The organism is Bombilactobacillus sp. ESL1094 (assembly GCF_058107425.1).
Genome location: NZ_JBYLUM010000001.1, coordinates 1,136,600 through 1,150,286 on the forward strand (window position 1 = coordinate 1,136,600; position 13,687 = coordinate 1,150,286).

Here is a 13,687-nt window from a genome sequence, read left to right on the forward strand (position 1 = left end):
ATACCAAGTATTCAACTGTTGATAAGTAAATGACTTCATGGTCAAAACTCCTAACTGTTGGAATAAACTTAATTTAATATATTTTGAACAAACTGTCAAGACTTGCTCTCATTTTATTTTAATTTAAAATAAGCACCAGTAATTTTTAGAATCATAAATTTAGCACCACGCAATTTCAAACTGGTCAATTTTAAAAACTGGTATAATGGGTGCTTAGGTCTGTCGACTAATTAAGCTTTTATTTTGGTGCCTGTCAAATTTAGCCGCCAAGCAAAAATGAAATTTGACAGACCAGACAATTTAATTTATTCTAAAAATTAATTTTTGATTAAAGGGAAATGGTGAAAATGTCAATTTGGAAAAAAATGACCCAAAAAGCAGATGTACAGCAATATCTCGAGTCTGATCAACAATTCCAAAAAACCATGACGGCTAAAGATTTAATGGCGTTAGGAATTGGGGCGGTAATTGGCACGGGCATCTTTATTATGCCGGGGACAGTTGCCGCAACGCTGAGCGGTCCGGGAGTAATTTTGAGTTTTTTATTGGCCGCGATTGTTTGTGCGACCGCCGCGATGTGCTATGCGGAGTTTGCTTCATCACTGCCAGTGGCTGGTAGTGCTTATTCATATGGCAATATTGTCTTTGGCCAATTTATCGGTTGGGTAATTGGCTGGGCGTTAATTTTGGAATACATGTTAGCAGTTGCGACGGTTTCAGTTGGTTTTTCAGCGTACTTCAATTCCTTCTTGAGTGGTTTTAATATTCATTTGCCGAAAGCCATTTCGGGTGCTTATAATCCGAGTCAAGGAACTTATTTCAATTTAGTAGCCATGATTGTGGTTGTCCTCATTGCTTTGATGTTATCGCACGGAATGCAAACGTCCATGAAGATTAACGATTGGATGGTGGTTATCAAAATTGCCATTATTATTCTGTTTGTTGTTGTGGGTTGTTTTTATGTTAAGCCTAAGAACTGGACACCATTTTTACCATTTGGCACTAACGGTGTCTTGGCGGGAGCTTCCACTGTCTTCTTTGCTTATCTAGGTTTTGATGCAGTCTCGTCCTCAGCACCAGAAGTGAAAAATCCGCAGCGTAATTTGCCGATTGGGATTATCGGGACTTTGATTGTGGCCACAATTTTATACATGGCCGTCTCGACCGTTCTAACAGGAATGTTACCTTACACCAAGTTAAATGTGGCGGATCCTGTGGCTTTTGCTTTACAATTTTTCCACTTGAACGGGGTAGCTGGCATTATCTCCATTGGCGCGATGGCTGGTATGTTTACGATGATGGTGACCATGATTTATAGTAGCTCCCGGTTAGTTTACGCTATCGGGCGCGATGGTTTATTGCCACGCTTTTTAGGTGATGTGAACGAACATCATTTACCCAATCATAGTTTACTAGTAGTCACGATTATTATTGCGGTAATGGGTGGCGTGGTTGATTTGAACCATTTAGCTGAGTTAGTGAACATTGGAACCTTAATTGCCTTCTCCTTTGTTTCCATTGGTATTATTCCGTTAAGAAAACGCAAGGATATTCATAATGATGGCTTTAAGGTACCTTTGTATCCTATTTTGCCTATTATTTCGTTATTACTGTGCCTGTACTTGATGACCAAACTAAAACTAATTACTTGGATTGCTTCTCTAATCTGGTTTGCGATTGGCGTGATCATTTATTTAGGCTATGGCATTCGTCATGGCACAACAGGCGATAATTTGGACAATTAAAAAATTTTAGTTGAGAGTTACCTATTCACTCAAGAGCAAGATAAAAAAAGGAAATGTTCGTAAATTTGTTCAAAATTTACCAGAACATTTCCTTTTTGCTTGTTATGAAGGGCTTTTAGCCAGCAATTGTGCGCACAGCTTATAATTTTTTGTGTTGTTTTAATAACAGTAACAATAAGAGTGACAACAAGATGATAATGCCAATGATTAGTAACCAAGCACTATGTAATTTGGCAAAAGGTAATTCAACGTTCATCCCGTAAAAGCCGGTAACTACCGTAGGGATCGTTAAGGTCAGTGACCAGACGGTTAATAGTTTCATGGTGCTGTTCAGGTTGTTGTTGGCAATGACATTAAAAGTGCTCGAGATTTGTTCGACAACGCCCAATTCGGTTTCCACCATTTGTTGCACCTGTTGACCTTCAACTAAGGCATCAATTAAAGCAGCATTGACGGCTTTGGTTTCATTGATGTGCTTGACAAATTGGGTCTGAGGCAAGCGTTTAATCACACTGACGTCTAAGGAAATGCCACTATAGAATAAACTTAAGGTTTGTTGCAAGAAAGATAACGCGATTAAGTCACTGTTTTTAATCTTTTGGCGTAAGGTATGTGCCAATTGATTTCTTTTTTGGGTAATTTTATGAATGATCGGCACGAAGCTATCCATCAACTTTAAAATAATATTTAAAATTAATTGTTGGGGTTCTAATTGGGGTCGGTTATTAACAACTTGCTGAATTACCTGATCGAAATAAATACTATTGTCTGGATTAAAAGTAAACAAATTTTCGCGGAATAATAACAAACCAACCGGTTGAGTCGTGTATTGTAAATCTTTGGCTTCTAACAATTTGGGAATTTGGATAATAATTAATTGCGTATGATATAACGGATCATAGTCGTAATTGGGATTTTCATCTAAGTCGGTGACGTAATTAATAATATCCGGTTTGATTTGGTAAAATTCTTGGAGTTGCTTACGGTCCTCCAGTGTTAAATTTTTGGTAACAATAATATTTAAATTATCAGTCATCGGCGTTGCTTTAATCATATAATTAACCTCGCATGCTTTGATCTGAGTATCCAACTCATTTTAGCACTAAACGAAAGTTTAATTAAGCCGGAGTATGAATTGTCAGTGAGAAGTGGGGGGAAAATAATAGGATTGAACAATGAGCAAATGACTAGTTTTAAAAATTTACAATTGTAGTTTTTAGTGCTATATTACATTTGTAAATTAAAGTTGGAGGTGCAAGTTATGCTACAAGTAATCATTACAATCATCGTCGTAGGTTTAATTGGTTTAATTAGTTGGTGGTTCTTTGCGCAAAGAACCACGTCTAAAGAAACGGCACAAATTAAGGGACAGACCCAGGTTGCTAAAATTAAGGTCGACGGCGGCTTCCAACCCGAAGTAGTCACTTTGCAAAAAGATTTACCAGCACAGCTGGAATTTGTTCGTAAAGATCCGTCCAGCTGTTTAGAAGAAGTGATTTTTAGTGATTGGGGTATTAAGCAACATTTACCGCAAAATCAAACGGTGACGATTCCCATTAATACTGATCAAGCTGGGGAATTTGAGTACTCCTGTGGGATGCAAATGTTTCACGGCAAGATTGTGGTGAAATAAACTGGGGTGAAAAGATGAAGTTGAATCTAAGACAACGCTTTGTGATAGCCGTAGTTTTTTCAATTCCGTTGTTAATTTTGATGCTTCTCATGCTGGGACACATTATGATTGACGGAGCTGACTGGCTTAGCTTTGGTTGCACGACCATTATTTTATTATTTGCGGCGGGGCCTTTTTACCGAAGTGCTTGGGCGGCATTGAAGTTGCACCATGCCAATATGGATACGTTGGTTGCCATCGGGACAGCGACAGCTTATTTATATAGTGTCTATGCGCTTTTAACGAAGCACGCGGTCTTTTTTGAGAGCGCGGCTTTTATCGTGGTCTTTATTTTGTTAGGCCAAGTCTTAGAAGAGCATATGAAACAAAAAGCCGCTAGTGCTGTGGATCAGTTACTCGACTTGCAAGCACCGACAGCTTTGTTACAGCAAAATGGTCACTGGCAAGAAGTGCCGCTAGCCACCTTACAAGTGGGGGACGTGGTTCTAGTTAAGCCGGGAGCCAAGGTCCCTTTAGATGGTCAAATCATTCAAGGAACTTCAACTATAGATGAATCTTTGGTTACCGGTGAAAGTTTACCGATTACTAAAACTGTCGGTGATCAAGTGATTGGGGCCACGATTAATGGCAATAATAGTCTAGAAGTACAAATCCAAAAAGTGGGAGAGCAAACTTTTTTAGCCCAAATTATTGCTTTAGTGAAACAAGCGCAAACTAGTCGGGCACCGATTCAAAAATTAACGGATCGAATTTCCAATGTCTTTGTCCCTGTCGTCTTAATTGTTGCGTTATTGACGTTTTGGGTTTGGAGTGTTGGACTAAAAGCTAGTGTCACGCAAGCTTTAACTTATGCGGTGAGCGTGATTATCGTTGCTTGTCCTTGTGCGTTAGGTTTGGCGACGCCAACGGCATTAATGGTTGGTACTGGTTTAGGCGCTAAAGCGGGTATTTTAATTAAAAACGGTACTGTTTTGGAAGCTGTCAATCGGGTGCAGACCTTAGTTTTTGACAAAACGGGGACGATCACAGAAGGACGGCCCCGTGTCGTTGACGTTTTAGGCAATAACAAGCAAGTATTGCAGTTAGCGGCGGCTTTAGAGAAGCAGTCAGACCATCCACTAGCGCAAGCTATTGTTACCAAAGCCCATCAAGCGCAAATAGCACCCTTAGAAGCGACGGCTATTAAGACATTACCAGGCTTAGGATTGCAGGGTGATGTACAAGATCAAACGGTGTTAGTCGGCAGTGGAGCCTTATTTACTCAAGCCCAAAATCCGTGGTCACAAGAGATCAATCACTTAAAACAAGAAGCCAAAACTTTGGTGTTAGTCGGCACTTCCCAGCAAGTTCAGGGCGTGATTGCGCTACAAGATCCACCAAAAGCCAATGCCCAAGCAGTCTTTCACTGGTTGAAACAACATCATTACCAAACTGTAATGCTGACAGGAGATAATTCCAGTGTTGCCCAAGCTGTTGGTCAGCAAGTAGGAGTGCAAAAAGTGATTGCACAAGTGTTGCCCAAACAAAAAGCGCAAACTATTGCCCAGTTACAAAAGCACAACGCGGTAGCGTTTATTGGTGATGGTATTAATGATGCTCCGGCTTTAACCCAAGCAGATGTAGGGATTGCCATGGGCTCGGGAACGGACGTTGCGATTGCGGCTGGAGGGATTGTGTTATTAAAAAATGACTTGCAAGACGTGGTACGCGCTTTAGTGTTGAGTCAAAAAATCTTTCGGCGGATTAAGGCTAATTTATTTTGGGCCTTTATTTATAATTTGTTAGGCATTCCGATTGCGGCTGGTTGTTTTAGTTTTTGGGGGCTGAGTTTAAGTCCTGTCTTGGCTGGCTTGGCTATGGCTTTAAGCTCGCTATCAGTTGTCACCAGTTCAGTATTGTTAAATTATACGTCTTTAAAATTGCACTTCACTCCTGAGTCTTAATCGAGGCTATTATTAATAGTATATTGAATCGTCGCTTGATAATGGCCACCTGTTAAAGTAGCGGGAACATATTGCAAGGTAAAACCAGCTTGAGAATCAGCCGTTAAATCCCAAGTGAATTTTTGATTGTGAATAGTTTGCTTGCGGGGATTTAACTCGTATTGTTGATCTGTTGTTAAGCTGTGGTGATTGAGCTGCAATTGTAAGGATTGGGACGAAGGTGTAAAGGCAGTAGCAGTAATGAGCACATTCCAATTTTGACCTTGAATCGAACTGGCGTGTAAATCTGTGACACTCACGTTTTGCTGCGGGTGTTGATTAGGCTTTAATTGCTTGGTTAATAAACTACTGTCAGCGATGATCGGACCAAAAGTTAAATCAGCGGGAATCTGGGTCAAGTATAATAAGTTGCCAACTTGGGGAATATAAGTGGCAGCTTGTTTTGTATGTTGGGGATTGTCACTTTGGTATTGGGCAATGAGTTCGTTAGAATGATACGTTTGCTCACTAGCAAGGTGCAACCATTTCCCGGTTTTACCTTGCAGGCTGCCCGCCTGGTCATCTTGCGGTAATGCAGCTAAGTTAGTTTGTGCGTTAGGTAAAAAGTTGTTGTCTGCTCCTAAAGTCAAACTGGCTAAACCTGTATCATTCGCGAAAAAGTCCACTGTAGTCGCTGCCGGATTCATCTTTAAAGTTGCTAAATTTAAGAGTGTGAGCTGGGGATTATTGGTCAAAAAGTCATCAAAATTAGTCACTTGGATCGCTTGCTGAAAGTTACTAGGCAAAGTTAAAGTATCCAGGCCTGTTTGCGCGAACATCCCTGCCATATTCGTGGCTTGAGTGAAATTTAAATGATCTAGGCCGTTGATTTGTTCCAAATGACGGTCGCCACTAAAAAATTGAGAAAAATTGGTAGCTTGACTAGTATTCAGATCACTAGGCAAAGTAACTGCGGTTAATTGGGGCATCTGGGCTAAAAATTGTTGGGTATTATTTAAAGTGACATTTTGCCCGAAATGAACTTGTGTCACATTATAACTTTGCGGACTCCAAGGTGGCATTCCCGCGTATTGGCCCACAGCATTATCGCGAATATAGAGAGTTTGATCTTTGATATACCACCAATTATTAGGACTCAGAACTTGTGCGGTGGCTTGTGGGGTAGCAGTTGCGTTTTGATTCAGCAACACTTGAGCAGTATTAGGTACACCATAGTAAGTGTTTTGATCAGTGCCGACGCTACTGGGAAAATCATCGAGAGCTTGCTTAGGATCGAGTTGTCCATAAATTTTGAGTACATACTTGTTATCGTAAAAATAATTGGTTTGGCTGGGGTCGGTGAGATTTTGTAAAGTTGTGGGATCAGCGGTGGCCGTAATTTGATTATGAGGACCAAAAGTTAAGTGAAATAGTTTGCCAGCTCCGGAAACTACGTGATCATTTTGGTCCACCACGCGAGTATTTTGTTGATCGATAATTAAATGGGAGTTTAATTGATCTTGAATTTGGAAACTGTTATAAGCTTTGGCGACCGTAGTCGCATTGGGAATATTTTGTTGCACACGATAAAGTGCATTGTTGGGCGCACTAAAGTCACTCGCAGTGAGCCCAGTTTTGGTAGGTTTGGGAGGTGCGTAAGAAAATAAATTTTGATTAGTATAATCAATTCCGACTGAAGTCCGTTCTTCATTACCTGTGGGATCAGCAAAGCTGTAAGTGAAACTGGTACTGGGGGTGGCGCGGTAGCGCAAAGTTAACGGATTATCCATTTTGCCCGCTTTTTCCTGACTCATGAATTGATAGGCTTGCCCAGCTAGATGGCGGTAGCCGAAAGTGGAGTTAGCCGGATAATAAAGTTGGTCTTGCTGATTATCTAAGGCATCACTATCAATATTTAAAACTTTAGCTTTATTAATGCCTAAAAAGTTCCAATAGCCTTGAACGTTGACCAACTGATTGGTGCCAGTTTTATAAAAACGGATTTGATTAGTAGCTGACCAACCGATTCCGCGGGCTCTGAGATGAACATTCAAAAAATCATTGGCGGCAATGCCAATTGCGCCATAACGTTCGCTGCTAGTACCCGGCAAGTTAAAAGTTGAATGAATTTTCAAATCTAAAGCTTGACCTTGAAAGGTTCCAACGTGACTAAAGGTAGTCGTGGCGCCAATTTTAGTGGCCTGATTTTGAGCAGTTAGCTTCAAATATGGCTTGCCATTCATTTGGGGATCATTGAATACTTCAGAAATTTGGGCATCAGTATCGGAATCGGCGGTAAAATCGGTTTGTGTTTGTTGGGTAAAGGTAGGACGAAAAGTATAAGTGTCATCAGCAATAGGCGCACTGGTTGGTGAAACTTCGTGTGCGTTGTTGAGCTTAGATAACGGTTGAAAGTCTGGTGGGAGTTGTGTTAAATCATTATCCGAAAAATCAACTTGATTAGGATCTTCTTCACCAATGCTATCGGCTAAAATGGTGTTGGGATGACTGATGAGACAAAAGCAGGTACTAATAAATTCTAGCCAAAATAACCAATGTTTGAAACGTCGCATAAGAAGATCTCCTTTATCCAAAGCCGTCTGCCAGTTAAACAAGACTGACCGCTAACAAGCCAGCAGCATCGCGGCCAACAGCAATCACTAATAGTTCAAACCTTGATCTCCTTTTCAGACCTTATGCTAGTACAATTAAAACGATAAATATAATTTTTAGCTCAAAAAATAATTAAAAAAGATAGTTATTTGCTATTGCATAGCTAAAATCTAACATTTTAGACATTTTATTAAAAATAGTTATTATAATTTTGAGATGCATCTTGGAAATTATAGAAAGGAATCGTCAAGATGAAAAAAAGTTACAATTTAGCAGTAGAAGCGACGATTGATGTGATTGGTGGTAAATGGAAACCCGTTATTTTATGTCATTTGGGCATGGGACCACTACGAACGGGGGAACTACGGCGGAAAATTCCGCAAATTTCACAACGAATATTGACGAAACAATTGCGAGAGTTGGAAGCAGATCAGATAATTGAACGCTGTTCTTATGATCAAGTACCCCCTAAGGTGAAGTATTGTTTAACTGCTGAAGGCAAAAGTTTGCGGACCATTTTGTTGGCGATGTCAGATTGGGGAGAAAAGCTAATTCAACGGCAAATTCAGGCAGGACAAGAGATTGAATTACTGCATCCAGAGCCGACTGGGTTTGAAAAAATGTAAAAAATGATAGGAACAAAAAAGTGCCTACTTGTTTTAACTAAAACTGCTTGCATAATGAGAGATGTGAATATGTAGGAGGTTAATGATGACAGAACATTTATTTTTACAACCAATGGACTTGAAGCCTGGGGTAACGATTCAAAATCGCATTGTCATGGCGCCAATGACAACGAAATCTAGTTTTTATGATGGTTCCGTGTCGAATGATGAAATTGAATATTACCGGCAACGTTCAGGAGCAGGAATGGTCATTACCGCAGTTGCAAATGTTAATGACTTGGGTAAAGGTTTTGAAGGTGAATTATCGGTCGCTGATGATCGCTTCATCCCTGGTTTACAACAACTAGCAAGTGCCATTAAAACCAAAGGTTCGAAAGCAATTTTGCAGATTTTTAGTGCTGGGCGGATGACTAATAGTAAGATTTTGCGGGGTCAACAACCAGTCAGTGCTAGTGCCATCGCTGCCACGCGCAGTGATTCGCAAGTGCCACGGGCTTTAAGTGAAGCAGAAATTGATACGGTGATTAAAGACTTTGGTGCGGCTACACGGCGCGCCATTCAAGCAGGCTTTGATGGTGTGGAATTACACGGTGCGAATACTTATCTACTACAACAATTCTTTTCACCACATTCTAATCGGCGTCAAGATCATTGGGGTGGTTCGTTAGCTAAGCGTATGAATTTTCCTCTAGCAGTGATCCAAGAAGTTCGGCAAGTAATTGAACGTTATGGTAATGAGCAATTTATTTTGGGTTATCGCATTTCGCCGGAAGAAATTGAAAAACCTGGTATTCAAATTGCTGATACATTGCAGTTGATTGATCAACTGTCCCAACAACCAATTGATTATATTCATACTTCGATGGGTAATTATCAACGAACGTCTTTAAATGATACTGCGGATTTAGAGCCATTGAACCAAAAGATTTTGCAGGTGCTTAATGGGCGCAAGCCGTTAATTGAAGTGGGATCGATTGCGACACCGCAAGATGCTGATCAAGCTTTAGCGAGTGGCGCGAGTTTTGCGGCGCTCGGTCGAGAATTAATTCGGGAACCATTATGGCTAGATAAAGTGCAGTTAGGTGAAGAACAGAATATTCGCTATCAACTAGACCCAGCAGAAATGGATGAACTCAAGATTCCGCGCGGTTTGCAACGCTCCTTGTTAACAGAATTTTTACAGGTGATTGATTTTACTGATCAAACGGCGGCTAATGATTATTTACATCATCCAGCTCCGATGGAAGGTTTAGGACGTAAATAAATTAAAGACTAAAAAAGAGATTGGAATAACCAACCGCAGATTTGTCATGAGACAAACTTGCATTTTGGTAATTGCAATCTCTTTTATTTTGACATACGTTTAATTCCATTTAGGAATCAATATCTTTCGGTGTGACTTTACTCCGACCATCCGCGGCAGCTTTTTGAATAGCACGGATAATATCACTATCGCTAGCCGCTTTTTCTTGAATGCCTTGGGAACTTAATTCTTGACGAGCTTTTTGAATATCAGCTGCGGTGATTTGTTTACCGTTAGCTGTTTTATTTTTAACGATATCAGTTTCGCCGGGAGCTGCACTATTATTAGCCTGTTGGTTATTAGCGTTAGAAGAATTGGCATGACTAGCTGAATTGGTATTCTGATTGTTGTTTGTGGTTGTTGCGCCAGTCTTTTGTTGCAGTTTTTGTGAGCTATTTAATAAAATTTCAACAGTTTGCTTATACAGATCACTATAATACTTTTGGTGAAATTCGTTGGTTTTTAACAATTTAACTGCTTGTTGGTAGGCATCATTAAATTGATTGTGATCATTAGCTTGCTCGATTTGTTCGAGTTGTTGATTAAAACTTTGGCGCTTGGCTTGCACATGCTTAATCTTGGTCAATTGCTTTTGAGCGATGGTGTGCAATTTTTGTGAGCCAGCGTCAATTTGTTTGGCCTTGGTTAAGGCGTTTTTGGCGTCTGCAAAATGATAATTAGTTTGGTAGCTTTGGGCCAGCTTGAGATAATGAGCTTGGCGTTGCTTGGTATTAGCTTGTTTATCACCTTTTTTGACAGCACCGGCGGCCTGATAGTAGGCATCAGCTGCAGCGTAATTGTGCTGTTGAACGGCGTGATCAGCTTTAGTCATCAAATTGTGATAGGCTGGCTGACTATTGGTGCTATTATCTTTGGTTTGACAGCCAGTTAAGGTTAAAATACTAGCGCTTAGAATTAAAGCCGACGTTAAATATTTTTTCATGATATGAACCTCCGATAAGCACATTATACCATGTTTTAGTAGACGGCTGAAAAACTAGCTAAGGTTGAAAATTAGCAGTGATGTTGGCGGCAGTCGAGAATCCAATTTTTTGATTATGGGAAAAATTTTCAGATTTCCCACATAATCTTGCACGCAAATAAATTGTGCTTGGTATAATAAAGAGACTAAGGTTAAAAATTCAAAGGATTGGGACACTAAAAAAAGCAAATATTCGTTTCAATTGACGGAAAAGCCTTTTTGTCTCAGTTTCAGTTAGCTGGGGATGGTGTCGTGACTTTGAGCTTTTGCCATAGTGAAAAACTGTAATGGAGGACCAATTAATGACACAAGGTCAAGCAGTCGTGAAGTATTTAGATTTACAACGTCAAGAATTATTGCCGGCCAAAACTTTGCAAGGTGAAGTCGGAACGGTGATTGAATATGAAATCCCGCAAATTGAAGGCTATTTGTACTTTTCCAAATTAGAGTTAGATGTTGAAGCGGATCAACAACCAGTCTTTATTGCCGATCAAGTGCAAGAAATTGAACTACGCTATCAAACAGTGGAACAGTTTCAAGAGATGGTTCATGTTTCGAAATTACGCACCCGTAAAATGAGCAATAAATTGGAAGTGTTGGGCGAGCTAGGTGATAGTGTCCCGGTGGTTGATGAAAATAACCATCCGTTATTAGGCACCACGGCTTGGTCGAAGATGTATCTAAATTATTTGCGCCAAAAGCAAGTTGGCGATACCACTTTGTATAACATTGGCAGTGACCAATGGTTGCGAGCTAGTGATGTAGAATTGCGTCCAGAAATTGAAGAAGACTATGGTCCCAGTGAACAGCAAATTAACGCCACTGCCACGGTGAATATTCCAGATAATATGCAAGTGACGTTATGGCAAATTGATGAAAATCAGTCGGTGGCTAATCATTTGCCAGAGCAATTATTGGATAACGGCACGGAGTTGCAAATTGATCGGCAAATCCAAATAGGCCAAGATTTGTTCTATCATATTGTTGATAGCGCCTGGATTAAAGCCAATCGGGTTGTCTTAAAATAATGAATACAACCGTAACGATAACTACCACTAAAAGTAAAGGATCCATAAATTGGTGGATCGGTTTACTATATCTAGTTTTAGGGCTAGTTTTTAGTTATATTTATTTTCGGTACCGCAAATTTATTTGGGGCGACGATTTTAGTTTTCATATGGCACGCTTGAGTGAATTGTTACAAGTGAAGCTCACGCAATTTCCCTACCTAGCGACTCATACTTTTGGGCAAACCGGTAATTTGGTGAATCTATTTTACCCAGCGCAGTTATTGTATCCGCTAGTGATTTTGATTAAATTAACCCATCATCCGGTCTTGGCGCTTTATGTATACGTGGGACTCTGTAATTTATTGAGCTTAATTTTGTGTGATTTTGCGGCTTATAAGGTCACTAAAAAACGCTTAGTTAGCGTCAGTTTTGCCATTTTGTATACTTTTTCTTTTTACCGCATGCAAGTGTTGTATACGCGCTTTGACTTGGGCGAATTTTTGGCAACGATGTTTGTGCCCCTCGCTTTTGCCAGCTTTTATTGTATCGCTTGGCAACAAGGTGGCAAGAAAGCTCTAATTTTGGCAATGGTGGGTTTAATATTTAGCCATGTCTTGACCACGTTGTTAGTCATCGTGAGTTTGGTTGTTTGGTATGTCGGACTAGTAATCCGGCGTACGCTTGGTTGGGCACAAACCAAAACTTATCTCAAGGCGACGCTATGGACTTTGGGGCTAAGCGTTTGGTATTGGGGACCATTTATCCAGCATTATTTAATGACCCCCAGTGGTTTGAAAGCCACGCAAGTAGCTCCTGCCCAAATGAAGGCTTATTCTTGGGAAACGCAAAAAGTGGCCTTATGGCATAATTTAACCTTTCCGGCTCATACCGCGGGTCCTGTTATTTTCGGCCTGAGTTTGCTACTACTGCTGTATCTAATTGTGCGTTGGCGCCAATTATCCCGCGCTTGGAAAGTGATTTTTGCATTAAGCTTAGTGAGCTTTTGGCTAACGACGCCGAGCTTTCCTTGGTTCTTATTTAAAAATTCGGTGATTAATACGTTGCAATTTCCTTTTCGCTTGAATTTATTTTATACTCTCGGCATTACTTGGTGTACCGCACAAGCATGTGGACAAATCACGGCCCGTAACGGGCGCTTAGTGATGACTGCGTTGGTGTTGCTACTCAGTTGTGGTGCCACTTTAAATTCTATGCAAAAAGTAGTTAATTACCGTTTTAATTGGGATAAAATTAATTTAACGGACGCTAATTTTGCCCAGTACGCCAACAATCCAATTCCAAATGATTATTATCCTAAATCCGCACAAAAGGTCATTAAGATGTTACCTTGGGGACAAGGATACGTGAATGATCAGAAAAAGTTATTTCACCCAGTTGGTAGGTTAAATCAATTAACGTATCACTTTCAAACGAAACCTCGAACTGCGCAAGTGCAGTTACCGTTAATTTATTATGGACCATTGTATCAAGTGCGGCTTAATCAGCATTTGGTGCCCGCATATGGTTCAACGCACGGATTATTGACAGTTCAGACCACTAGACGCACTAATCAAGTGACAGTAACTTATCAACCAACTAAAGTTGACCGGTGGAGCTTTAAAGTTTCATGCTTAGTATTACTGATTTTTGTAATGGTGAGTTGTATTCATATTGATGTGACAAGAGATCGTCAGTAACGACAGTTGAGCGAGAAAGCTAGCTAATCCACTACTATAATGGTGGAATCAAATAATAATTTTCATCAATAAAAAAAGTCTACTTATTGAAGTAGGCTTTTTTTATTGATGAAAATTTCGAGTTAGAAACCAAAATTATGAAGCTATAAGATAACT

The 13,687-nt window shown here is 40.1% G+C and carries 10 protein-coding genes; 7 read left to right on the top strand and 3 right to left on the bottom strand.

The annotated features are described in order from the left end of the window. Window positions 1-347: 347 nt before the first annotated feature. A complete protein-coding gene (locus AC3B5S_RS05540; protein WP_489756692.1) occupies window positions 348-1,745 on the top strand; it encodes an amino acid permease in 1,398 nt (465 codons plus the stop codon). Between the two features lie 139 nt (window positions 1,746-1,884). On the opposite strand, the gene AC3B5S_RS05545 is transcribed toward AC3B5S_RS05540, so the two are convergent. Then, window positions 1,885-2,799, bottom strand: a complete 915-nt coding sequence (locus AC3B5S_RS05545; RefSeq protein ID WP_489790171.1) for a magnesium transporter CorA family protein — start codon at window positions 2,797-2,799, stop codon at window positions 1,885-1,887. A 207-nt stretch (window positions 2,800-3,006) separates the two neighbouring features. Here AC3B5S_RS05545 and AC3B5S_RS05550 point away from each other — a divergent pair, with 207 nt between their 5' ends. Together AC3B5S_RS05550 and AC3B5S_RS05555 are read left to right on the top strand one after the other, a co-directional pair. After that, window positions 3,007-3,378, top strand: a complete 372-nt coding sequence (locus AC3B5S_RS05550; protein WP_489775102.1) for a cupredoxin domain-containing protein — start codon at window positions 3,007-3,009, stop codon at window positions 3,376-3,378. 20 nt (window positions 3,379-3,398) lie between these two features. Then, window positions 3,399-5,321 carry a copper-translocating P-type ATPase gene (locus AC3B5S_RS05555; protein WP_489790417.1) on the top strand — a complete coding sequence of 641 codons (1,923 nt, stop codon included), beginning with the start codon at window positions 3,399-3,401 and terminating at the stop codon, window positions 5,319-5,321. On the opposite strand, the gene AC3B5S_RS05560 is transcribed toward AC3B5S_RS05555, so the two are convergent. After that, complete coding sequence (locus AC3B5S_RS05560; RefSeq protein WP_489790172.1) at window positions 5,318-7,873, bottom strand: hypothetical protein; 2,556 nt, start codon at window positions 7,871-7,873, stop codon at window positions 5,318-5,320. The two genes, AC3B5S_RS05555 and AC3B5S_RS05560, sit on opposite strands and share 4 nt — an antisense overlap. Before the next feature lie 291 nt (window positions 7,874-8,164). Here AC3B5S_RS05560 and AC3B5S_RS05565 point away from each other — a divergent pair, with 291 nt between their 5' ends. Further along, window positions 8,165-8,539: a winged helix-turn-helix transcriptional regulator gene (locus AC3B5S_RS05565; protein ID WP_489756688.1), complete on the top strand. Its 375-nt coding sequence runs from the start codon at window positions 8,165-8,167 to the stop codon at window positions 8,537-8,539. Window positions 8,540-8,624: 85 nt separating this feature from the next. Beyond that, entirely contained in the window at window positions 8,625-9,803 is a 1,179-nt protein-coding gene (locus AC3B5S_RS05570; protein WP_489790173.1) for an NADH-dependent flavin oxidoreductase, read from the top strand. 109 nt (window positions 9,804-9,912) lie between these two features. Here AC3B5S_RS05570 and AC3B5S_RS05575 read toward each other — a convergent pair whose 3' ends face one another. Continuing rightward, window positions 9,913-10,785: a hypothetical protein gene (locus AC3B5S_RS05575; RefSeq protein ID WP_489756686.1), complete on the bottom strand. Its 873-nt coding sequence runs from the start codon at window positions 10,783-10,785 to the stop codon at window positions 9,913-9,915. Window positions 10,786-11,126: 341 nt separating this feature from the next. Between AC3B5S_RS05575 and AC3B5S_RS05580 the strand changes: the two genes are divergently transcribed. Together AC3B5S_RS05580 and AC3B5S_RS05585 are read left to right on the top strand one after the other, a co-directional pair. Continuing rightward, the gene (locus tag AC3B5S_RS05580; RefSeq protein ID WP_489756685.1) at window positions 11,127-11,852 is read left to right on the top strand and encodes a MucBP domain-containing protein; all 726 of its coding nucleotides are present in this window, start codon (window positions 11,127-11,129) and stop codon (window positions 11,850-11,852) included. Then, window positions 11,852-13,531 carry a hypothetical protein gene (locus AC3B5S_RS05585; RefSeq protein WP_489790174.1) on the top strand — a complete coding sequence of 560 codons (1,680 nt, stop codon included), beginning with the start codon at window positions 11,852-11,854 and terminating at the stop codon, window positions 13,529-13,531. The genes AC3B5S_RS05580 and AC3B5S_RS05585 overlap by 1 nt, the downstream gene beginning before the upstream one ends. Window positions 13,532-13,687 lie beyond the last annotated feature (156 nt).

Excerpts from the sequence above, each read along its gene's own strand:
- AC3B5S_RS05540 (WP_489756692.1), top strand. The coding sequence starts at position 348 with ATGTCAATTTGGAAAAAAATGACCCAAAAAGCAGATGTACAGCAATAT.
- AC3B5S_RS05565 (WP_489756688.1), top strand. The coding sequence starts at position 8,165 with ATGAAAAAAAGTTACAATTTAGCAGTAGAAGCGACGATTGATGTGATT.
- AC3B5S_RS05585 (WP_489790174.1), top strand. The coding sequence starts at position 11,852 with ATGAATACAACCGTAACGATAACTACCACTAAAAGTAAAGGATCCATA.
- AC3B5S_RS05545 (WP_489790171.1), bottom strand. The coding sequence starts at position 2,799 with ATGATTAAAGCAACGCCGATGACTGATAATTTAAATATTATTGTTACC.
- AC3B5S_RS05570 (WP_489790173.1), top strand. The coding sequence starts at position 8,625 with ATGACAGAACATTTATTTTTACAACCAATGGACTTGAAGCCTGGGGTA.
- AC3B5S_RS05580 (WP_489756685.1), top strand. The coding sequence starts at position 11,127 with ATGACACAAGGTCAAGCAGTCGTGAAGTATTTAGATTTACAACGTCAA.
- AC3B5S_RS05550 (WP_489775102.1), top strand. The coding sequence starts at position 3,007 with ATGCTACAAGTAATCATTACAATCATCGTCGTAGGTTTAATTGGTTTA.
- AC3B5S_RS05560 (WP_489790172.1), bottom strand. The coding sequence starts at position 7,873 with ATGCGACGTTTCAAACATTGGTTATTTTGGCTAGAATTTATTAGTACC.
- AC3B5S_RS05575 (WP_489756686.1), bottom strand. The coding sequence starts at position 10,785 with ATGAAAAAATATTTAACGTCGGCTTTAATTCTAAGCGCTAGTATTTTA.